Below are 22,510 nucleotides of genomic sequence, written 5' to 3'. Positions count from 1 at the left end.
AAGACCGTGAAAATCGCACGCTTTATACTATACTTTATAATTGCAGTAATTGTATTGATCTACGGTATTTCCTTTACCCTAAAGTCGGAGTATACAGTCGAACGCACTGCTGAGATCAATGCCGATTACGAGACCGTATTTCCGTTGATATCGAATCTCAAAGAAATGCGCAAGTGGTCGCCTTGGCACGACCGCGACCCAAATATGAAAGAGACGTACGAGGGTACCGACGGTGCACCCGGTTCGATCCATCGCTGGAAAGGAAATGACCAGGTAGGCGAAGGCGAACAGGAAATTTTAAGCATTCGCCCGGATCGGATAGACATTGAAGTGCGCTTTTCAAAACCTTTTGAATCAAAAAACCAAACATGGCTAGCCATCGATACCCGTTTTGAAGATGTAGTGACTGTCACCTGGGGCTTTACTGGAAAAATCCCACGTCCCTTTAATCTGATGCTGCTTTTTTCAAATTTCGAGGAAGCCATTGGAAGGGATTACGAAGACGGACTGAATCGGCTGAAACAACTTGCCGAACAGCAATATGCCGAAAAAAATCCCTACAGAAACATTTATCTGCAAGACGTTAACTTTCAACCGCGTTTTTTTGTTTATAAAGTGGTCAATACCTCTTTTGATAAAATGCTTGAGGACGCTTTGAAAGTCAGTGGTGATATTGAAGAAAAGCTAAATACAAAAGGTATCAAACCTTTTGGAAATTTAGTGATTTACATAAATTCACAATCCGAAAATTCCATTGAGGCTCACGTTGGTTTTCCTCTGGAGCAAAAAGTCTCTTTTCAGGGATTGAATAATTCCGTTTTACCGGAAGGAGAATACCATTTTCTACCTATTCCTATTGGTGAATATACCACAGCTGATATTCCAAAAATCATGGCCAATAAGCTGCGAAAGCAGGAAGCAAGCAGAGCAATCATCGACTTGCTCGAATATGCCCAAATACGCGAAACTGGCAAAGGCCTAATCGGGGTTTTTGTCTTGAAATAAACTTTTAAAGACTTTACTTCATTATCACAGGCAAAAGCATTTTTTTTCTTTCATACAGTTTTAGAAGTTTAATAAAGAGAATAGCTGTAGCCAGTGCATCGCCTGCTGCTGTATGAGCATCCTCCAGGTGAACGTCAAATTGCTTACACAACGCGTGCAGCGTATATTTTTCAGCATTCAATTCGCTATAGTGTGTAGAGCCTGTATGTGCCTTTATGGCCAGGAGTTGTGTGTCAATTAATCCTTTAGGTGAAAAATCGATGGCGTATGTTTGACATCGATTGTGTAATATTTTGTAATCAAAGGCGATGTGATGCCCTACAAGCCATTGATTTTTGGTAAAGTCTGAAATTTCTTTAAGTGAATCGGACTCAGATTGATTTCCTTCAGATCTTAATAAGCCATGAACTTGTGCAGCATCGGCGCTGTAAGCTGGTGCATGAATTTTGTAATATCTTGCCTTGCTTATGCAAATTTTATTTCTGTTTATCGGAATGAAGGCTGCCTCTACAATATAATCTTTGTGTGCGTTTAATCCGGTAGTTTCTAAATCAAAACACCAAAAAGATTCAGTCAGAAATTCAACAGGATCAATTGAAGACTTTTTGAGATATAGGTTAAAAAATTTTGAAAGTATTTTCAACATCACTGCACAAAGTGGGTTTGAAATCTGGTTTCTGCAATTGATTTGAGCTCCTGTAAGGGCATTAAAGCTTTTTTTAGAATTTGCCGTTCGAGGGGCGAAAGGAAATCTTTCGGAAGCCAGCGCCCTCCCCCACCGCTGGCCAAGGCATTTTTCACGCGTATTTTAGTTAGCCATTGATATGCTTTGGCGGCATCGCGCAATAAATCAGTGTAGTGAGGCTCAAGAGTTGCAACGGCTTGATAGCGTAATACGGTTTCAGTAACACCCCAAATCCTGTGATAAATAGCCAGCAGTCTGGCAAAATCGGCATAAGGAGCAAGAGCTCTGGCTTTTAAGTCAAACATTCCTTTGTGCTCTCCTGAGTCTTCAACTGCAAGTGATTTAAAAAAGTTAAAAGCCGGTGGTGAGGCCAGGGCATTTGCAGCGAGGTAGGTGAGGAATTTTTTGTCCCTATCGATCTCTGCAGCGATGTGCTGTGCAAGGTCGCTTGCTATGGAATCATTGCCATGTACTGGTCTAAAGTCAAAGAAAATAGTGGTATGCATTACGGCTTTTGGATCGGGTTCATGAATCCAGCGTGAGAAAGTCTTTTTCCACTCTTCAAGTGTAAGGCACCATCTGGGATTTGATGCCATTACCTCTGCCGGGCACTTTTCATAACCGCAGTCAGCCAGATAAGAATTAACTCTGTTAGCTAGTTTCAGAAAGAGCTTTCTAAAGTGATCGCTTCCTGTGAAAATCAGTGCGTTGTCTTGATCGGTGCGAATAATTTGCTCCTGACGCCCATAACTGCCAAGTGCGAGCCAGCACCAGTTGTCGGTGAGGGGATATTCAAAATCTTCGAGGAGATCGTTGATGGCTAAAGAAATAGCTCGTTGCACGGTAAGGTCATTTACCCGATTGGCTAAGATGCTTATCTTCTCAATCGGGAAATCGTTGTTGAGTAAATTGCTGATGCGCTTTTCAGCTTCATGGCGAATGGTGGCTAAAGTAGAGATGTCCGGAGCTGTCTTGATTTTTTTAAGCACCGGGAGCATATGTGCACTGTTACGGCGCAGGAGGTCGTGTTCTGAAAGTACAGCCATTACTGAGGTTTTGTCAGTACCGTCGGCCGTCAGCACTAAATGTCGAATGCCGTGCTCTGCCATTTTTAAATAAGCATCTGACCATAGGTGTTTGTTGGAGATGGTGATGACCGGGCGCGACATAATATCAGAAACCTTGAGTGCAGTGGGATCAAACTTTTTAGCCACTACCTTGCGGATGTCTTTATCCGTCACAATGCCTTCAGGGCGCTGCTTGTCATCGGTGATTACTACACTGCCCACATTGTTATCAATCATAAGCTGAGCTATGGATGGCAAAGTGTCTTCAGGACGGCCAACCACCGGAACGCGATGATTCCTGAGGATTTCATCTAAGGTGCTGTCTTCCTCAGCAGTGTCGGTATTCCCTTTGTGCAGAGTATCCCAATGATGGTTCTGAGGGATGGTTCCGCTTGCCAGACCTGAAGCAAAAAAGGAAGAAAAAGGTGCATTCGAATTCAATAAATGACGAAAGAAACTCAAATCAAGCGTCAGGATGAGGCTTTCATTAGCTGTTTCGGCAGTGAGTACATAGGGATTTCCACTAAATGCTGCCCGTATGCCAAATGTATCACCCGGCTCTGCCGAGTCAAAGACCTCCCGGCTATTTGGCCATTTTAGGTGTACCAGGCCTTTATACACCACAAATACATAAGGCTGAATTGACTCGCCAGCTTTAAAAACAACATCACCTTCAGAGTAATAAATCAGTGAAGAAGATTTACAGAGTTTTTCTAATTCTTCGTCAGAAAGCTTGTCGTATGGGGGATGCTTTTTGAGAAACTGAAAAATGCGATCAGCAATGGGGTTTGTGCTCATATGTTTTTTAAGGGGGGTTACTGTAATCAAAAAAAATGTAGTCTCTCAAAAATATGTATGACGGAGGTCAACTTAAACTAGCAATTGCACGTAAGGCTTTTATTCTATTTTTTCATCTAAAGGTTTTTTTTCACAAATAAGTTTTTTAAAAAACTTCAGTCAAATTTTTCAAATTCAGCTGTAAGATCCTGAAGAGGTTTATACAACTTTAGGTTAAGTATCTTTAACCCAAAAAAGCTCTTATTTTCAATGCTTAAAATGCCACATTAAACAATGACAAAACCGGATGTTCAATAAAGCTTTTGTGCTCACAGCCATCCGGTTTTATGAAATTAAATCCTACAAAATAATGATGTAAAAAAAGAAAAAGGAAGATTAACCTTGACTTTGCCTATTTCTGTGATTTATGAAAGTCTTCCAGGAATTTTTTCAATCCAATATCTGTAAGCGGATGATTGAAAAGGCCCATGATGGAGCTTAGCGGACCCGTCATTACATCGGCACCCGCCTCAGCACACTTGATGATGTGCAGCGTGTGGCGTACAGAAGCAGCCAAAATAAGTGTCTGATACCCGTAGTTGTCGTAAATCGTGCGAATCTGATGGATGAGTTCCATTCCGTCGTAAGATACGTCGTCAAGCCTGCCTATGAAGGGCGATACGTAAGTAGCTCCGGCCTTTGCAGCGAGTAAGGCTTGTCCGGCAGAGAATACAAGGGTACAGTTGGTTTTTAATCCTTTTTCAGAAAAATACCTGATGGCACGAACTCCTTCAGGAATCATTGGTACCTTGATCACAATGTTTGGGTCAATTTCAGCCAACGACTCTCCTTCACGCACAATACCTTCGAAATCAGTTGAGATAACCTCAGCACTTACCGGACCTTTTACAATTTCACAAATCTGTTTGTAGTGATTGCGGATGTTCGCTTCACCTTTAATGCCTTCTTTGGCCATCAGGCTCGGATTGGTAGTTACTCCGTCGAGGATGCCAAGGGCCTGAGCTTGTTTAATTTGATCAATATTAGCAGTGTCAATGAAAAATTTCATAATCTGATTTTGGGTGCCAAAGGTATTGAAAAGGTGGTATTTTTATGGAAGTGAATTACAGGGTAGTAACTTCTGTCACGCATCAACCTACATCGGTGAATGAAATATTGCTAAAAATTTTTACACATGGGATTTTTTGATTTCTTATTCGGAAAAAAGGTAGATTTTAAGGCACTTAAAGAAAAAGGCGCCATCATTATTGACGTTCGCACCTCGGCTGAGTACGCTTCAGGCCATATTAATGGCTCGCGCAACATACCACTCGACCAAATTTCAAAACACATAAACGAACTGAAAAAAACCAGTAAACCCGTAATCACCTGCTGCCGCAGCGGTGCGCGCAGTGGTGCTGCTGTTAACATCTTAAAAGCCAATGGCATAGAAGCATACAATGGCGGACCATGGGATTCACTGAAGGCTAAGATTTAATCTTTGCTTCCTCAAACTTCGCAAAAAGTATTTCATTTTCTGTTTTTTAAAAAAGCCGGAACTGACATGGTAATTTCTGGCTTTTTTATCTGGCGGTTATACTATTCCATCTCTAACCATATCGATGTGTAAAATTCCACAATCGTCGTAGGCATCGGTAATGCTTCTGAAGCCAAAGCCTTCGTAAAAATCCTTCAGGTAGAGTTGGGCTTGTATTTTAATAGGCTGCTTTCCAAAAGCATTTTCTAAAATTTCTAAAGATTCGGCAAATAAGCTACGGCCTAATCCTTGGCTGCGATGTGACTTTCGCACGCACACTCGGCCAATGCTGGCAAGAGAATAAACTGAATTTGGAGGTAAAATACGGCTGTAAGCAATTAAATCGCCCTCTTGCCAATAGGTGTAATGAAGTGCTTTTAGGTCGTGGCCGTCGGTATCGTTGTACACCGATTGTTGTTCGACTACGAAAATTTCATTTCTGATCCTGAGTATTTCGTACAATTTTGCGGCTGATAGTTCTGAAAATCGATATACTTCTTTAATCATTGCCATGCGTATTGTGATTCAACGCGTAAGCCGCGCGAAAGTAACGGTAAACGGACAAGTGACGGGACAGATTGATAGAGGAATTTTGGTATTGCTGGGCGTTACGCACGACGATGATCCTGCTGATGCCGACTGGCTGGCCTCTAAACTCATTCAGCTTAGGATTTTCAACGATAGCGAAGGAAAAATGAACCTATCGCTGGCCGACGTAGGAGGTGATGTGCTGGTAGTGAGCCAGTTTACTTTACACGCCTCTACAAAAAAGGGCAATCGGCCGAGCTACACAGCAGCAGCTCCACCCACATTGGCCAATGAACTGTATGAATATTTTGTTAAAAAAGTGGAAGAGTTACAAGGCAAAAAAGTGGAAACGGGCGTTTTTGGGGCTATGATGGAAGTGGAGTTGGTAAACGATGGCCCGGTGACGATTTTGATGGATTCAAAAAACCGGGAATAATCAGAAGAGAAAATATTGGTGCAGCTCTTTGCTGAGCTCTTGCTTAGAAAGGTCACAGCGATACTGACCGTCGTGACAGACCATGATTTGACCTGTCTCTTCAGACAGGGCAATTACGATGGCGTCGGTACGCTCTGATATACCAATGGCAGCTCTATGGCGAAGACCGAAGTTGGCAGGCAATCGTGGATTTTCACTAACCGGCAGGATAACTCGCGCAGCGGTTATTTTGTTTTTTTCGATGATCACTGCCCCATCGTGGAGAGGTGAGGTTTTTTGGAAAATACATTCGATGAGCAAGGCACTGAGATGCGCATCGATGCTTATACCCGTTTGAATGTAAGGCGACAACACATTTTTGCGGCCAATTACAATCAGGGCTCCGTTTCGCTGGCGCTGAAGGCGTTCACACGCTAGCAATATTTGGTCGTAATCCATCATTTCATGAATGTCTTCAGGCTTTTTAGCCAGCATCTTGCGAAGCCAGCGAAAGTTGATGCGACTACCGGGAGTGCCAAGCACAAGAAGAAATCGGCGTATTTCAGTTTGAAAGATGATTACCAATACCAGAAAGCCAATGTCAATAAACCGGCTCATAATTTCGGTAAGAAGGGTGAGATTGAGCCAATGCACCACCTTCCAAACCAGATAGATGATAATTATGCCAATAAGTATGCTCTGAGAAGAAGTACCTCGTATCAATCGGTAAATTTGATATACTAACAGCGATACGAGAAGAACATCGAGAATCTGAACCCAGGTGATTGCACCCATACTTAGGCTTCGGAGTATTTGATGAGTTCATATAGCTTAATGGTCTGTACAGCTTCTTTCACGTCGTGTACGCGCAGCAAATGTGCCCCACCCATTAATGCAGCCATGTGCAGAGCCGTAGTACCATTAAGAGCTTCCTCGGGAGAAATTCCTAAAGATTTATGAATCATTGACTTGCGACTCAAACCAACCATTACAGGCATTGCAAAGTCATGAAAAATGTGCAAATTTTTTAGAATCAAGAAATTGTGTTCAAGCTTTTTTCCGAAGCCAAAGCCGGGGTCGAGTATGATGTCGTTTATGCCGGTATCGCGAACTTTTTTGATTCGCTCGCTGAAGTAGTGGTAAATTTCACCTATAAGGTCTTGATATTGAGGATCGTCTTGCATGGTTTTGGGCACACCTTTGAGGTGCGAAAGCACATAAGGAACCTGATAATCAGCGACTACCTTGAAAATCTGTGGATCGAGTGTACCGCCACTAATGTCGTTGATCATCTGTGCCCCCGCGTCGATAGCTCTGCGGGCAATTTCTGAACGAAAAGTGTCAACGCTGATTACTGTTTCCGGGAAAGTCTTACGCAGAGCCGGAACGATCTCTTTGATGCGCTCCCATTCGGTTTCGATGGTCGGAGGCTCACTGCCCGGACGGGTACTACAGCCGCCGAGGTCTAAAAACTCAGCACCTTCAGCTATCATCTTCTCTGCCAGTGCCAGAGCTTCATCGACGCCAGCTACACGACTCACGGAGTGAAAACTGTCGGGTGTGGCATTGAGTATGCCCATCACTTTCGGCCGATCGAAGACGATGAGTTTACCTTCAACATTGATACTTGGCGGAATTTCGTTAATGATGTTGTACCTTTTCATTTGGGCGGGTTTTGCGTATGCGCAAATTACAGCCATTTAAAAATTATAGTGAAACAGCAAAAATTTATTTTGAGGCTAAAAATCTGGCACTTTCTCAAAGATCGTCAATCGTACTTGCTGAAAAACTCCTAATCCTGACATCGCCGTCGTCTGTGTACAAGACCCTAAAGCGCAAGCGAATAGGCCGGCAGCACACCTCACAATCTTCTTCGTAATCGTACCAACCCTGAACCGGCTCGATTAAAGTCGAAATTTGCGCATCGCAATACGGGCAATGATAATAAAATTCTTCCATAAAGTTGACATTTGAATGGTAACAAAAGCCCCTCTAAAGCTGTTTTCACTCAATGCATGCCATACCCCGGCATAGAAATACCGCGTAGGTTTCGATACAATTCAAGAGCGTATAAATCAGTCATGCCCGATACGAAATCGAGCACTTTCATTACCCTATGATAGGCGCTGTCGGTAGGTTCGGGTTTATATTGAATAGGTAAAAGCTGTATCAATTTTTCTTCGGCTGCATTGGGCACAGCCGCGAGTACAGCAGGGACGAAGTCTTCGAGCAAGCCGCGGAGGACTCGGTAGCCGGCGAGTTCAATCTTTACAACCGAATCATGATTATAGATTTTTTGAATGGACAATTCTTTGATTTCATTTAAAATTTTTGAAACTTCTGTCGGCACTTTTTTGACCAAGGGCTTTGGATTGTTGAATATTGCGCCCGATTGCACGTAGTTTACAAACACTTCGGCACAATGCTTCACCAGGGCATTGATGCTTTTTGCGCGCAGGTAAGCCAATTGTTCGTTAGGGTCAGAGCGTAGTGTTTGAAAAATTTTTTCTGTTTTACTCGCGTTGTATTCCGGATCCGTTTTAACCAGGGCCAGGAGAAACTCAGCTGCATAGTCGTGGGGCAAAATTTTTAATCGCGCTGCATCTTCCCAGTCCATAATGGCATAACAGATGTCGTCAGCAGCTTCTACTAGATATACAAAGGGATGCCGAGCATACACCAAAGGTTCCCTTGATATGAGCTGCATATGAGTAGCATTCGCGACCTCTTCAAACAAAACAACTTCGCTCTGAAAGAAGTTATATTTTTTCCGATAAGCAGTGCTTTTATCTATTGCCACTGATTCACAAGGATACTTGATCATAGCGGCCAGAGTGGTCATGGTGATGCCCAGGCCCTGCTGTATGCGGTGAGGCCTGCGCTGAGCCACTATGCGGAAGGCATTCGCATTGCCCTCGAAGTTGGTAAAGTCAGCCCACTCTTTTTCAGAAAAATGGACTTTTAAAGCTTGATTTTGGAGAAAATACTGGCTAATGGCCTTCTCACCGGAGTGGCCAAAGGCTGGGTTGCCGATATCGTGTGCCAGACATGCTGAGGCTATCACCGAAGGCAAGCTGAAGCGGTAAAATTCTTGTGATGGGGTATCAAAGGCATCGATACAATGCCGGGCTATGTATTGACCTGCATAGCGCGCCAGACTGCGGCCTACACTGGCTACCTCGAGCGAATGCGTAAGGCGGTTGTGCACAAAGATGTGGCCGGGCAGCGGAAATACTTGAGTCTTGTTTTGCAGCCTTCGAAAGGCCGATGAAAAAATGATGCGGTCGTAATCGCGCTCATATTCTGAGCGAAGGGTTGAGGAGTTCTCTTCGTCGCCGAGTCTTCGGCCTGTGAATATTTTAGACCAATCCTGAGAGGTGGACATAGAAATAAAACGCTATTTTGCAGCAAATAAACGCAATACTGACTTGAAACCACTTTTTACAGAGCCTGTTTTATACCCAATTTCGAAAAAAAAGGCTCCAAACCGAATGGTGCTTGCTCCAATGACCAATCAACAGAGCTATGCCGACGGCACAGCTTCAGACGAAGAAATTCGATTCCTGAGCATGCGTGCAAAAGGTGGATTTGGCACAGTTGTGACTTGTGCGATGTACGTTCAACAAGACGGAAAGGCATGGCAGGGTCAGATGGGCATCTCTGATGATGCTCACATTGCAGGCTTGCAAAAGCTGACTGATTCCATCAGAACTCATGGCTCTTTGTCGATTGCTCAGCTGTTTCATGCCGGTTCGCGGGCTGATGCTTCCTTAAATGGCGGACGCGTTTGGAGTGCCTCTGACATTTTCCATCCTGCCAAAGGCCATCAGATAGCCGTAGAAGGCCGTGAAGAAGATATTCATGGGGTCATTCAAGCATTCGAACGGGCAGCAATTCGGGCAGCAGAAGCCGGATTCGACGGAGTGGAAATACACGCTGCACACGGCTACTTAATTCATCAATTTCTGAGTGCCACCACCAACCGACGCAACGACCAGTGGGGAGGTGATGCAAAAAAGAGAAGGCGCTTTTTGAAAGAGATTTTAAAAGCTGTTCAAAAACACCTGAAAGGTCAACTGATAGTAGGTGTACGCATCTCGCCGGAAGATTTTTCCTTTTTCTCGGGCATCGACTTCGACGAAAGTCTGGAAACAGCTCAGCAACTTTATGCTTCAGAGGTTGACTATGTCGATATCTCGCTCTGGGATGCATTGAAACGACCCAGCAAATACCCTGATGGCCCACAAGCCATCAGCTTCTTCAGCCAGTTGAAAGGCTCTTCGCCTACCTTACTGCGCACCGCCGGTACCATTTGGACGCGTGATCAGGGTGAGCAAGTTTTATCGCTCGGTGCAGACCTTCTTGCTATCGGAAGAGCAGCCATAGCACATCACGATCTGCCTAAACGTTGGGCAGGTAATTTGACCCTACACTACCCGCCTTACTCCACAGAGTATTTGATGAAAGAAGGTTTGAGTATGCCTTTTGTGCGCTACATGAAGCGCTGGCCTAACTTTGTAAAAGAGGAAATCGCACTCAATGAGCAATAGAAGCATTAAAGATCTGGCCGAAGACGACCGACCGCGTGAAAAGCTGGAAACAAAAGGCCGCGAAGCCCTCTCAGATGCCGAGCTGCTTGCTATTTTACTCGGTTCGGGCACCCGGGAAATGAATGCAGTAGAACTGGCGCGCCAGGTACTGGACAAATGCGATAAAAACCTGCTTCGACTCGCACGCATGAGCCTCGAGGAGCTCAAGTCTATCAAAGGCATTGGCAAGGCAAAGGCGATTACCATACTTGCAGCTTTGGAACTTGGCAGACGAACGCGCGATACGAGAAATGAAAACGAAACCATCATCGACCGAATAGACAAGGCTTACGACTATCTGAATCGCTATCTTGCTGATTTGAATGTGGAGCGATTTTACGCGCTCTACCTATCAAACAGGCTGGCTGTGCTGCGCTGCGAACTCATAGGGTCAGGTGGTGTGACCGCCACTACAGTTGATCCGATTGTAGTCTTTAAAAAGGCCTTGGAGTGCAGTGCAACACGTGTAATTGTGGCTCACAATCACCCATCGGGCAATATGAGGCCTTCTGAAGCCGATCGGGCACTTACGAAGCGATTGGAAGAGGGAGGAAAGCTATTGGGTATTCAGCTGATTGACCATTACATCTTTGGGCATAACGAGTGCTATGGAATTCTTAGAGATGAATTTTACAGGCCTTGAAAAAGGTCTGTCGACGCTGTTTTATTCAGGTAAAAACCATATAAATGCCGCTTAAAATCCCATTGTCAGAGCATGCCCCATATGACTGAGTAAAACGAAGCAAAAGAAGGGCGTATCTAAAGAAAACGAAAAACATCACTCCAAATCGACAGGCTGGGCAGCTGACTGAACCTGCTGCTGGTACATCTGGGCGTAATAGCCGCCAGCGTCAATGAGTTGCTGATGGGTACCTTGTTCTACAACTCGCCCGTGATCAAGTACAATGATCTTGTCAGCGTCTTTAATGGAAGAGATGCGATGAGAGATAATAAGTGTAGTGGCGTTGGCAGTGAGCTGACGAATATTTCTCAGAATGCGGTCTTCGGTTTCGGTATCGACGGCTGATAGGCAGTCGTCGAGTATGTACATGGCAGGCCTGCGGGCAATGGCCCGGGCAAGGGCTGTACGCTGCTTCTGGCCGCCAGAGAGGGTAATACCGCGTTCGCCAACGCGAGTCTGATAGCCCTTAGGAAAGTCGCGAATGTTAGCATCGAGATCGGCTATTTCAGCAGAGGTATGTATAATTTGATCCGTGGGTCGGTCAAGGCCGAAGGCAATGTTGTTGTAGATAGTATCGGAAAATAGATAGCCGTCTTGGGGCACAACGCCGAGGTTTTTTCGATAGTCGTCAAGGTTGATGGTGCGCAGATCTTGCCCGTCAATGAGAATACGGCCACTGGTAGGGTCATACTGCCGCAGGATAAGGGCTGCCACGGTCGACTTACCCGAACCTGTTTTGCCAACCAGACCCACAGTAGTACCGGGTTCGATGGTAAAACTTACGTTGTCGAGAGCCTTAACCCCGCTATCGGGATAGACCATTGTGACGTTCTGAAATTCAATTTTCCCCTTAAATTCAAAAGGCTTTTCAGTGGGATTAACAATTTCAGGCTGTGTTTGTAAAAATTCGTTGATACGCATCTGTGAAGCTTCAGCGCGCTGTACTATCGAAGTGACCCACCCAATGGAAGTAACCGGCCAAGTGAGCATATTGAGGTAAAGGATAAATTCGGCAATATTGCCCGTGGTGAGGCGGCCGGTTAAAGTTTCCATTCCTCCTACATATACTATAAGCAGTGTGCTCAAACCAATGAGAAACATCACCAGCGGCATAAACATGGCGTTGACCTTGTAGAGCTTTTCGTTCACGCGGCTGTATTCGTCAGATGCTTCCGCAAAAAGTTGGGCAAAGAAATTTTCTTTTGAAAATGCCTTAATGACGCGAATGCCAGAAAAGGTCTCTTGAGCCAAAGTGCTTAGATCTGAGAGTTTGCGCTGTACCAATTCACTTCGCACATTGATGAGCCGACTTACGTGGTAAATTACATAGGAGAGCACAGGAAGGGGTAAAAGCACATAGAACGTGAGCTTAGCACTGATGCTGAACATGATGGGAATCACGATTGCCAATGTCACCACCACGTTGATGCCATACATTACTGCAGGCCCAATGTACATGCGCACGCGACTCACATCTTCTGAGATGCGGTTCATGAGGTCACCTGTGGAATTCTGCCGGTAGAAGGCCAGAGGGAGCTTTTGATAGTGTTGGTAGATTTCATTTTTGAGGTCGTATTCGATTCGGCGACTGGCTACAATGATGGTTTGGCGCATGAAGAAGGTAAAAGCCCCTTTAAGTACAGATGAGCCGATGATGACTACTGCATACCAAAGCAGTGTAGTAGAGAGCAAATGGTAATCGATCGCAGCCCCTGAGCGATAAAGGTGGATTACTTTTTCTACCTCGTTGAAGCTAAGTCGGATGTACTGTGCCGGATAAATGCCAAAAATGACCGATATAGCTACAAAAAGGGTACCTGTAAGGTAGTGCCACTTATATCGGATGATGTACTTGTTAAGGTATGATAAGTTTTTCATGAATCGCTAAGACCGATAAATTTGATGAACTGCTCACAAACATTGTACTTTAGCCGCCGTTATGCCTCTGCTTTACGCAAAAGTATCGCAAGGCTTCTTAAACGATTATTATTAAAGTCAAGATGCAAGAAAAAGTTCATCACCTTGTTTTTAACCATCCCTCCTTCGATAGCCACGAGCAAGTAGTTTTTTGCCATGATCCGGATACAGGATTAAAAGCAATAATAGGAATTCACTCTACCATACTTGGGCCTGCGCTCGGCGGTACGCGCATGTGGCCATATGAAGATGAGTCAATAGCCCTCTGGGATGTACTTCGCCTGTCAAGAGGTATGTCGTTCAAGGCTTCCCTGGCAGGACTGAATCTTGGTGGAGGCAAAGCAGTAATCATAGCAGACAGCCGCACAGAAAAAACACCTGAGATGATGCGAGCCTTCGGCCGATATGTCAATAGCCTGTCAGGCCGATACATCACGGCTGAAGATGTGGGCATCAAAGAAGCTGACATTCGCTATGTAAAAGAGGTTACTGACTATGTAACCGGAATACCTGTAGAAATGGGCGGCAGTGGCGACCCAAGTCCGGTAACAGCTTACGGAGTCTTCGTAGGAATTAAGGCCGCTGCCAGGCATCGTTGGGGCACAGAAAATCTTTCCGGCCGCAAGGTGCTGGTGCAGGGCGTAGGCAACGTGGGTATTACATTGGTAGAGCACCTGACGAATGCAGGTGCAGAGGTATGGGTGCAAGACATATATGCCGAAAGAGTAGAGGATGCTGTAGCCAGGTACCGAGCAAAGCCTTACAACGGCCACTTTGCTGAAGCTGATGTAGACATCTATGCACCCTGTGCCCTAGGAGCTACCCTAAACGACGAAACTATTCCAGCCCTCCGATGTGGAATCATAGCTGGTGCTGCTAACAACCAGTTGGCCGACGAAAACCGCCATGCCAAGATGATCGAAGATCGCGGTATACTTTACTGCCCTGATTTCTTGATCAACGCCGGAGGTCTGATCAATGTCTACTCCGAAATAGCCAAATACGATCGCCAGGAGGTGCTACGCCGTACTGAAAACATTTATAACACATTGCTTGAAGTAATCTCTATTGCTGAGCAGCAACACATCACCACCCATCAGGCTGCATACGTGAAGGCACAAGAACGCATTCAAAACCACAAAAAGTCACTCGTTCACTCTTAACCATGCTCACACGTCGACAGATACGAATTAAAACCTTTCAAGCCCTTTTTGCCTACCATCACGCCCCGGTCGATATTCTGGCGGGCATATCGAATTTGTTTAAAAGTTTTGAGGCAATTTATGACCTTTTCTTGTTCGAGTTAAAAGGTCTATTAGAGCTTCGAAATACCAACCTCGAAATTATCGAACGGCGAAAGCAGAAAGTAAAGCCTTCCTTCGAAGACCTTAACCCAAACCTCCGTTTTGTAAATAACAAAATCCTCTTGCATCTGGCAGAAAACAAGGCTTTACAGCTACTCTTCGAAAAGCGAAAAATTCAATGGGGTGACGATCGTGAATTGATTCAGCGAATCTTTCAGAATCTGACGAAAACAGAAGAGTTTCAGCAATATATGAATGGCACCTCAGCGATGAGTGATTTCGAATTCATCGTTTGGGTATACAGCACAGCCTTCGCTAACAACGAATTGATACACCAACTCTACGAAGACAAAAACATCCACTGGTCTGAAGAATTGGAACCAGCCCAAATGCTCCTCTATCAAACCCTACAAAACATATGGGATGAAAAACAAAACATTCTGCCAGAGCTCTTCAAAGACGAATCAGACCGCGAAATGGCGAAAAATCTCTACCAGAAAACCATTGAAAACGACGCCTACTTCGAAAGTCTGATAGTAAAAAAAATAGCTAATTGGGAGCCTGAAAGAGTGAATGTATCTGACATGATTTTGATGAAAATGGCTCTGTGTGAGTTTATGTATTTCGAAGAAATTCCTGTAAAAGTGACCATCAACGAATACCTCGACCTGGCCAAACTCTACTCCACCCCAAAGAGCCGCATTTTCATCAATGGAATCATTGACAAAATCGCTCAGGAATTGGCAGAACAAAACCTGCTAATCAAAACAGGCAGAGGTTTGTTACAAGAATGAAACATATAATTACCAAATACTTAGATCATATGAAGTATATCCAATTTTTCTTTCTCGTGACTTTGACCGTCACCACAGTCATTTCTTGCGATAATGCCAGCAGCAAAATCAAAAAATCGGGCACAGTAACGACCGATGTCGTCACATCTGACGATCAGCCGGCTTTCCAGTTCGAGTCAGAAGAGCACGACTTCGGCATCATCGAAGAAGGTACTGTAGTAACCCATGACTTCGTCTTTACCAATGTGGGTAAAGCTCCCCTAGTAATTACCAGTGCTCAGGGCAGTTGCGGTTGCACCGTACCCGAATATCCACGCGATCCTGTGATGCCCGGCAAAAAAGGTGTCATTAAAGTCTCCTTTGACAGCAGCAATCGCGCAGGCCGTCAGGACAAAACCGTAACACTCATCGCCAATACAGTACCCAATACCAAAATTCTCAAAATCACCTCAGAAGTAGTAACTAAAAAACCACAAAATCAATAAACTACCAACACAATGAACCACTTGTTTTTCTCACTCTTCCTACAGGCTCAGCCATCGCCTCTTGGGTCTTTCCTGCCCTTCCTGCTGCTCATCGTGGTGCTGTATTTTTTCATGATACGTCCACAAGTAAAGCGCCAGAAAGAGGAAGCCAAATTTGCTGAATCGGTCGTAAAAGGCATGCGCATCGTCACAGCAGCCGGCATTCACGGCAAAGTGCAGGAGGTGGGTGACACTTACGTAATCATCGAAAGCGAAAACAGTCGCCTGAAAATCAACAAAAACGCCATTTCTAAAGAGCTGAGCCAGGTATATAAAGACGTAAACGCTTCAGTACTAGGCACTAAAAAAGAAGAAGCAGAAGATTTAGCCAGGAAGAAATAAATCTAATTTTCATTGCCAAAAGCCTGAATGACCTAATCTGAGTCCATTCGGGCTTTTTCTGTTTCCTGAAGCCACTTAATCGCGCAATCATTAAAAATTCAAGAGATTGCTCCCAACTAAATAATTTTTACCGAACTAGTTGCGCCTGAATAAAGTTATACCTGCATAACATCGTACTTTTGCCAAACTTTATTGCACGGTAGGATAATGGAGCATATTCGTAACTTTTGCATCATTGCACATATTGACCACGGCAAGAGCACCCTGGCCGACCGCCTGCTCGATATGACCAATGCCATCAGCGAACGCGAAAAGATGGATCAGGTACTCGATAATATGGATCTCGAGCGCGAGCGTGGAATAACCATTAAAAGCCACGCCGTTCAGATGTATTACAAATTTGAAGGCAAAGAATATACCCTCAATCTCATCGATACTCCAGGGCACGTGGACTTCAGCTACGAAGTCTCTCGTGCTATTGCCGCCTGTGAAGGAGCTCTGCTCATCGTTGATGCCTCTCAAGGCATTCAGGCTCAAACGATAAGTAATCTATACCTCGCACTCGAGCACGATCTCGAAATCATCCCCGTGCTCAACAAGATCGATCTACCCTCTGCCAATCCTGAAGAAGTAAGCGACCAGATCATCGACCTGATCGGATGTAAAAAAGAAGACATTATACCCGCCAGCGGCAAGACAGGCCAGGGCGTAGATAAAATACTGGAAGCCATTGTAAAGCGAATCCCGGCCCCAAAAGGCGATCCGAACGCACCGCTTCAAGCACTCATCTTTGACTCTGTGTACAACCCCTACCGCGGCATCGAAGCCTACTTTAAGGTCGTAAACGGCACGATCCGAAAAGGTCAACGCGTTAAATTCATGGCTACCGACAAGGTCTATAACGCTGACGAAATAGGTATCTTACAGCTCAAACAATATCCAAAAGACGAAATCTCGGCAGGCGACGTTGGTTATATCGTATCAGGCATTAAAGATGCCCGAGAAGTAAAGGTAGGCGACACCATCACCTCAGCCGACAATCCTGCAGATGCTCCCATCGAAGGCTTCGAAGAAGTAAAACCTATGGTATTTGCCGGCGTTTACCCGGTCGAGATCGATCAGTATGAAGAGCTACGCTCCTCACTCGAAAAACTGCGGCTAAACGATGCCTCCCTCACCTTCGAGCCCGAGTCATCGGCAGCGCTCGGCTTTGGCTTCCGGTGCGGCTTTCTCGGTATGCTTCATATGGAAATCGTCCAGGAGCGTCTCGACCGCGAGTTCAATATGGACGTGATCACCACCGTGCCCAACGTGTCCTACATCGCCTATATGAAAAAGGACCCAACCGTGCCCGTGAAGGTGAACAATCCCGCCGACTTTCCTGATCCAGTTAAGCTCGACCACATCGAAGAACCCTACATCAAAGCCCAGATCATCTCAAAGAGCGAATATGTAGGCCCTATCATGAAACTCTGCATTGACAAGCGCGGCATTCTGAAAAATCAGGTCTACCTCACTTCTGACCGCGTCGAACTCACCTTCGAAATGCCCCTGGCCGAAATCGTTTTCGACTTCTACGACCGCCTTAAGTCCATCTCCCGCGGCTACGCGTCCTTCGACTATTATCCCATCGGTTACCGCGAAAGCGACCTCGTAAAAGTTGATATCCTCATCAACGGCGACCCCGTAGATGCCCTCTCCGCGCTCGTACACCGCTCCAATGCCTACGAAATCGGCCGCAAAATGTGCGAAAAACTCAAAGAGCTCATACCACGCCAGCAATTCGTAATCGCCATACAGGCCGCTATCGGCTCAAAAATCATAGCCCGCGAAACCATCAGTGCCCTTCGCAAAGACGTAACCGCCAAATGCTACGGTGGAGACATCACACGCAAGCGCAAGCTCCTCGAGAAACAAAAAGAGGGCAAAAAGCGCATGAAACAAATAGGTAGCGTCGAAATACCTCAAAAAGCCTTCCTGGCAGTTTTAAAGCTAAACGACTAATTCACACGCCCTTACCAAGGGTCTTTTTTCTTTCTGTTTGTTTTATGGGCGTGCCCCCTGACAAGGCGCTCTCGGCGCCATCGTCAGGGGTCGGGCTGGTGGCTCATACTCGCCTTGCGTGCAGGCACGGCACATCGGGCTGCGGTGGCTTCGCCTGTCGCCTCCTCGCCCTGTGTACCGTCTGCCTGCCCGCTGCGGCTCATATCCGCCACCATCCCTCACGCAATGCGCGACCCACAGTCGCGCCTTTGAAATAAAAATTTACACCAAACCAACTCTGCCCCTGCTCATAAAAGTTCCAAACCCTTTTGTCAAACTTTTAGTACTTTTATAAAATCAGTTTCACAATTATTCCCTTCATACCAACATTTACCACTACCCAGACTATTATCCCAAAAATAAAAGCATTACATACTGATAATTTCCATATTTTCAGACACTCCTTTTACAAAACATTGACTCAAGTCATTGTTAATTCTACACCCACATTCCAACCTTTACTGAAAAATAATAACATGAACCTCGACGCACCCATCACCCAGATAATGACCAGTCAAGTGCTCACCATCGATGTTAAAAAACATCCCGCCGACGCCGAAAAACTGATGAAAAAACACAAAATCAGACACGTACCCGTAGTAAAAAACGGCAAAATCGTCGGAATGCTCAGCCTCACCGACCTTCTTCGGGTCAGCTTCGCCGATGCAGTCACCGACGACGACTACAGCCCCGAAGTCTATAATATGTTTACCATCGACCAGCTGATGAACAATCATGTAAAGGCACTACGTCCGGAAGACACCATCCGAACCGCGGCAGAAATATTCCTCAGCAACCAGATCCACGCCTTGCCAGTGGTAAACGACGCCGGCGAACCCATCGGCATTGTGACGACTACCGATCTGATTAGGTTGATGTTAGGATGATGCTAAAAAAATTTTCACTAAATAAATGAAAGGTTTCAGTAAATATTTCAACCATATAAGGTATCAGAAAATTTCATTATTTATAATAGTGTACTTTTGACACATTAATCAGGAAATTATGAAAAAATTTTACAGCATAATTTTTTCATTTTTAGGCATAAGTGCTTTCGGACAAATTTTTGCCCCTGAAGGTCTCAATATGCCGGGAAACTGGAATGGATGGAACAATCCACCAACAAATACAGCCATCGGTGGTGTACAGGTTACAGGCGGAAGAGTGCAGATCAAAACAGGTTTAGGCACTAACATTTATCAGACCATATTCAACGCTGCCTCATCAGGAGGTGATTTTACAGGTGGCAATTACTCATGGCTATTTACAAGCGGCCCTCTGTCCAACCCTTACACCAATAAGTGGGCAGGTGTCAACGTATCAATGAACACCGTACAGAACTACACCTATAATACCGGACCTGATAATACCGTAACACTCACCAACGGAAAGTGGTACACCGTTAATTTCAGAAACATAGGTTACGCCAACACCCAAGCCATCTTTATGGAAACCAGCGGTCAGCCTCGCACCATCACTTCAGTTACAACCTCTCAGCCGCTTACAAGCGTCTATCCCGGTGAGCTCACAGTAACCATCACACTAAGCGGCACACCCGCTTCAGATGAATACTTTTATCTGCGCTGGACTACAAACAGCTTTGCCACCAGCAACATCACCCCCTTCGCAATATCAGGAACTACAGGTACCGCTACCATTAACGTTTCACCCAATCAAAGTATAGCCTTTTACATTTTCAGTTCATCAATAGGAACGATCTCAGGAGGTGAGTCAAGCCTGTTTTACGATCTACGTACCATACATTTTAACAACAATTCAGGACTGAACTACACCTTTACCGTTCAGCCAGCCTATCGAACCATAGCCACCACCGGTGTATTGACATATACCAATCCATCCACCTGGAGAGGTAACGTCGTCCCTCCCTCAGGAGCTAGAATACAGGTAGAGGACAATGTGGAACTGGACGCAAAACATCTATTGCTCACCCTCGACTCAATAGAGCTGATCGGCTCTGGCAAAATTGATCTTACAAATACCTGGGTGGAATTTGTAAATGATGCCGCTCTGATCGGAACAGCATCAAATTTCATCACAGGCCCAACAACCCAGTTTCGATTTTTAGGAACTGGTCGTCTGCCGGCAAATTTTTACATGAACGGAGACTTGATTGCAGAAGGCAACCTAATACTTGGATCCAATGTTACCGTTGGCAACAGATTGACCATCCGAACCGGCGGATTCATCAGCAGCAATGCACCCATCTATGCTTCAGGATCTTCACTTAGGTACCACGCCTCATCCTACAATCCCGGACTCGAATGGAGCCATATAGGTACAGGTATCGTTGGCACAGATCCAGGCTATCCCAACAATGTGATTATAGGCGACGGAAGCAATCCAACGACCGTCAATTTTACAAATCTCAACCGTGCAGTCGGCAATCAGCTGGTAATAAACAGCGGCTCCACATTCAACTTTACCAATACAACTACACCTCACGATTTGGTGATCCACGGATCATCACTTATGGCTGACGGCACTTTAAATATGAACAACAGCAACAGGAAAATCATCATCAAAGGGCAGCTCATCATAGGCTCTGCAGGTGTAGTTAACCTCTCAAGCGCAATTGGGGGCGATATTGAGTTTCTCGATGCCGGTGGCGGTATCTTTAAAGCCTCAGGCGGAACGCTGAACACGAATGGTCGAGCCATCTTTTTTACCAACAATTCCATTGGCGTTCAGACCATACAGGGTAGTAACTTTACCCTTGACTATGTGATAATCGACAATGCCACAGCCGGTGTTCAGTTTGGTTCAGGCACTGAAAGCATTACCATTCGCAAAAATGGCTTTATTTCTACTGCCAACTCCTCCAATATTTCTGTGGCAGGTAGTCTGATTCTTGAAGGAGACGCAACTGAATACGCCAAATTACAGCTTTGTGCTACTTGCTCGATTTCAGGATCAGGCACCATTACTCGCCAGACCTTCTTCCCTGCTGGTGCTGCCAATACAAATCCGCTTTCAAGCGACTTCAACGATGGCAAAAACGGACGTTGGTACAGTGTAGGCTTCCCGATGCCAGGAGTTGCAATGAACCAATTTGACGGCGGAAGTCCGGCTTTTTTCGCCACAGCCAACCCTGCCCCTATTGCCCGCTGGAATCCCAACACGGGTGACTACGTATATCCCACCAATATTGCCACTGAAACTTTCCTGCCAAATCAGGGATATGTCATCTACATGGGCGAAAATCAGCACGGAATCGTCACTCGAAACCTATCCACCCAAAACCTGGTGAACCTTACCATGAATGTGACAAATCCATCCCCCACTATTAACCTCGGATATACAAACTCACCCGTATTTACAAATATCTTCGGCTCCAATATTGACGGCTGGAATCTGATTGTAAATCCTTATCTCGCTCCTCTAAACCTCCAGTCAACCACTGTTACAAATGCTGTAGGTACAGCTTATATTTACAATCCAACAACCGGAAATTTCACTACGTATAACTTCACAGATCCCGCCTCTTTCAACATCGCACCTCTTCAGGCCTTTTGGGTTAGAGCTACAAGTGTAGGCGGCACGGTATCTGTGTTGCCCGGCAATCAAAGTACAACCATTAATCCTGCTCAGGCTAAACCTCAAATATCTGCTGATCACGTATGGCTGAACCTAAGCAGAGCCGACGGAAGTGCAGATGAAATTCGCATTTATTTCAGAAGCGAAGCCACAGACAACTATGATGTTGACTACGACAGCGAAAAGCTCAAGGGTGATCAGTCACGTATCTCATTTTTTACCACAGCAGGATCAAAGCCCCTGGCAGTAGATAGTCGAAGCCCGATTCTCGGAGCTAAGCAGATACCAGTATACATATACTGTGGCAATCCATCAGTAATGACTATTGAGCTAAAGACTTTAGGTTTACCGAATGGCTATCATGCCTGGCTCGAAGATCATGTAACGGGTCAGTTCATCAACATAGAAAATGCACCTTACACCTTCTATCAGCCTACAACAGGAACTCACCACCGCTTTACCTTACACATTGCAGAGAGCCTGATCGGCATACATGAAACAGGTCTTCAGAGAGCTTATCAAATCTGGGCATCCAGCGAAACTCTTCATATATTAATGAGCCCAACTGCCGCTCGCGGAGAATTTTTCATTGTCGATATGTCAGGAAAGCGGGTTCTCGAAAAGAAATTTACTGCATCAGCCGGCCAACACCTTACCTTTGACCTCAGCATGTTGCGCCAGGGAGTGTATGTACTTAAAGCCAACATCGAAGGAAAAGAAACAACTTTAAAATTTGTTCGATAATT

General features: G+C 45.2%; 21 protein-coding genes. 12 read left to right on the top strand and 9 right to left on the bottom strand.

The window, feature by feature from the left end:
- The first annotated feature begins 6 nt into the window (after window positions 1–6).
- Entirely contained in the window at window positions 7–1,005 is a 999-nt protein-coding gene (locus ACK4EX_RS03710) for an SRPBCC family protein (RefSeq protein ID WP_409769836.1), read from the top strand.
- Between the two features lie 13 nt (window positions 1,006–1,018).
- On the opposite strand, the gene ACK4EX_RS03705 is transcribed toward ACK4EX_RS03710, so the two are convergent.
- The 3 genes from ACK4EX_RS03705 to fsa form a co-directional block, all read right to left on the bottom strand.
- Window positions 1,019–1,651, bottom strand: coding sequence for an exonuclease domain-containing protein (locus tag ACK4EX_RS03705; protein WP_409769834.1), 633 nt, complete (start codon window positions 1,649–1,651; stop codon window positions 1,019–1,021).
- Window positions 1,651–3,555: a DUF294 nucleotidyltransferase-like domain-containing protein gene (locus ACK4EX_RS03700; RefSeq protein WP_409769832.1), complete on the bottom strand. Its 1,905-nt coding sequence runs from the start codon at window positions 3,553–3,555 to the stop codon at window positions 1,651–1,653. The genes ACK4EX_RS03705 and ACK4EX_RS03700 overlap by 1 nt, the downstream gene beginning before the upstream one ends.
- A 391-nt stretch (window positions 3,556–3,946) precedes the next feature.
- Window positions 3,947–4,603 carry a fructose-6-phosphate aldolase gene (fsa, locus tag ACK4EX_RS03695; RefSeq protein ID WP_409769830.1) on the bottom strand — a complete coding sequence of 219 codons (657 nt, stop codon included), beginning with the start codon at window positions 4,601–4,603 and terminating at the stop codon, window positions 3,947–3,949.
- A 126-nt stretch (window positions 4,604–4,729) separates the two neighbouring features.
- Between fsa and ACK4EX_RS03690 the strand changes: the two genes are divergently transcribed.
- Window positions 4,730–5,032 carry a rhodanese-like domain-containing protein gene (locus ACK4EX_RS03690; RefSeq protein WP_409769828.1) on the top strand — a complete coding sequence of 101 codons (303 nt, stop codon included), beginning with the start codon at window positions 4,730–4,732 and terminating at the stop codon, window positions 5,030–5,032.
- A gap of 96 nt (window positions 5,033–5,128) precedes the next feature.
- Here the strand turns inward: ACK4EX_RS03690 and ACK4EX_RS03685 are convergent, their stop codons facing one another.
- The gene (locus ACK4EX_RS03685; protein WP_409769826.1) at window positions 5,129–5,584 is read right to left on the bottom strand and encodes a GNAT family N-acetyltransferase; all 456 of its coding nucleotides are present in this window, start codon (window positions 5,582–5,584) and stop codon (window positions 5,129–5,131) included.
- Between ACK4EX_RS03685 and dtd the strand changes: the two genes are divergently transcribed.
- A complete protein-coding gene (gene dtd, locus ACK4EX_RS03680) occupies window positions 5,583–6,035 on the top strand; it encodes a D-aminoacyl-tRNA deacylase (protein WP_409769824.1) in 453 nt (150 codons plus the stop codon). The genes ACK4EX_RS03685 and dtd overlap by 2 nt on opposite strands.
- Here dtd and cdaA read toward each other — a convergent pair whose 3' ends face one another.
- The 4 genes from cdaA to dgt all read right to left on the bottom strand — a co-directional run bounded on the left by cdaA (window position 6,036) and on the right by dgt (window position 9,399).
- A complete protein-coding gene (cdaA, locus tag ACK4EX_RS03675; RefSeq protein ID WP_409769822.1) occupies window positions 6,036–6,809 on the bottom strand; it encodes a diadenylate cyclase CdaA in 774 nt (257 codons plus the stop codon).
- A 2-nt stretch (window positions 6,810–6,811) separates the two neighbouring features.
- On the bottom strand, window positions 6,812–7,678 hold the full coding sequence (gene folP / locus ACK4EX_RS03670; RefSeq protein ID WP_409769820.1) for a dihydropteroate synthase: 867 nt from the start codon (window positions 7,676–7,678) through the stop codon (window positions 6,812–6,814).
- A 94-nt stretch (window positions 7,679–7,772) separates the two neighbouring features.
- Entirely contained in the window at window positions 7,773–7,973 is a 201-nt protein-coding gene (locus ACK4EX_RS03665) for a CPXCG motif-containing cysteine-rich protein (RefSeq protein ID WP_409769818.1), read from the bottom strand.
- A gap of 49 nt (window positions 7,974–8,022) precedes the next feature.
- Window positions 8,023–9,399, bottom strand: a complete 1,377-nt coding sequence (gene dgt, locus ACK4EX_RS03660) for a dGTP triphosphohydrolase (protein WP_409769816.1) — start codon at window positions 9,397–9,399, stop codon at window positions 8,023–8,025.
- Between dgt and ACK4EX_RS03655 the strand changes: the two genes are divergently transcribed.
- Both ACK4EX_RS03655 and radC read left to right on the top strand, forming a co-directional pair.
- Window positions 9,392–10,564, top strand: a complete 1,173-nt coding sequence (locus ACK4EX_RS03655) for an NADH:flavin oxidoreductase (RefSeq protein ID WP_409769814.1) — start codon at window positions 9,392–9,394, stop codon at window positions 10,562–10,564. The genes dgt and ACK4EX_RS03655 overlap by 8 nt on opposite strands.
- On the top strand, window positions 10,554–11,246 hold the full coding sequence (gene radC, locus ACK4EX_RS03650) for a RadC family protein (protein WP_409769812.1): 693 nt from the start codon (window positions 10,554–10,556) through the stop codon (window positions 11,244–11,246). Before ACK4EX_RS03655 ends, radC begins: the two co-directional genes overlap by 11 nt.
- 135 nt (window positions 11,247–11,381) lie before the next feature.
- On the opposite strand, the gene ACK4EX_RS03645 is transcribed toward radC, so the two are convergent.
- Window positions 11,382–13,163, bottom strand: a complete 1,782-nt coding sequence (locus ACK4EX_RS03645) for an ABC transporter ATP-binding protein (protein ID WP_409769810.1) — start codon at window positions 13,161–13,163, stop codon at window positions 11,382–11,384.
- Between the two features lie 122 nt (window positions 13,164–13,285).
- Between ACK4EX_RS03645 and ACK4EX_RS03640 the strand changes: the two genes are divergently transcribed.
- From ACK4EX_RS03640 to ACK4EX_RS03610, 7 genes are all read left to right on the top strand, one after another.
- Window positions 13,286–14,365, top strand: coding sequence for a Glu/Leu/Phe/Val dehydrogenase dimerization domain-containing protein (locus ACK4EX_RS03640; protein ID WP_409769808.1), 1,080 nt, complete (start codon window positions 13,286–13,288; stop codon window positions 14,363–14,365).
- 2 nt (window positions 14,366–14,367) lie between these two features.
- Window positions 14,368–15,300, top strand: coding sequence for a transcription antitermination protein NusB (locus tag ACK4EX_RS03635; RefSeq protein WP_409769806.1), 933 nt, complete (start codon window positions 14,368–14,370; stop codon window positions 15,298–15,300).
- Window positions 15,301–15,329: 29 nt separating this feature from the next.
- The gene (locus tag ACK4EX_RS03630; RefSeq protein WP_409769804.1) at window positions 15,330–15,785 is read left to right on the top strand and encodes a DUF1573 domain-containing protein; all 456 of its coding nucleotides are present in this window, start codon (window positions 15,330–15,332) and stop codon (window positions 15,783–15,785) included.
- Between the two features lie 12 nt (window positions 15,786–15,797).
- Complete coding sequence (yajC, locus tag ACK4EX_RS03625; RefSeq protein ID WP_409769802.1) at window positions 15,798–16,166, top strand: preprotein translocase subunit YajC; 369 nt, start codon at window positions 15,798–15,800, stop codon at window positions 16,164–16,166.
- A 207-nt stretch (window positions 16,167–16,373) separates the two neighbouring features.
- Window positions 16,374–18,170, top strand: coding sequence for a translation elongation factor 4 (gene lepA / locus ACK4EX_RS03620; protein ID WP_409769800.1), 1,797 nt, complete (start codon window positions 16,374–16,376; stop codon window positions 18,168–18,170).
- Window positions 18,171–18,685: 515 nt separating this feature from the next.
- The gene (locus ACK4EX_RS03615; RefSeq protein ID WP_409769798.1) at window positions 18,686–19,096 is read left to right on the top strand and encodes an HPP family protein; all 411 of its coding nucleotides are present in this window, start codon (window positions 18,686–18,688) and stop codon (window positions 19,094–19,096) included.
- Between the two features lie 118 nt (window positions 19,097–19,214).
- A complete protein-coding gene (locus tag ACK4EX_RS03610; RefSeq protein WP_409769796.1) occupies window positions 19,215–22,508 on the top strand; it encodes a T9SS type A sorting domain-containing protein in 3,294 nt (1,097 codons plus the stop codon).
- Window positions 22,509–22,510 lie beyond the last annotated feature (2 nt).

The sequence above is a fragment of the Thermaurantimonas sp. genome (assembly GCF_046299575.1).
Lineage (GTDB): Bacteria > Bacteroidota > Bacteroidia > Flavobacteriales > Schleiferiaceae > Thermaurantimonas.
This window is presented reverse-complemented; position numbering and strand designations above follow the sequence as displayed.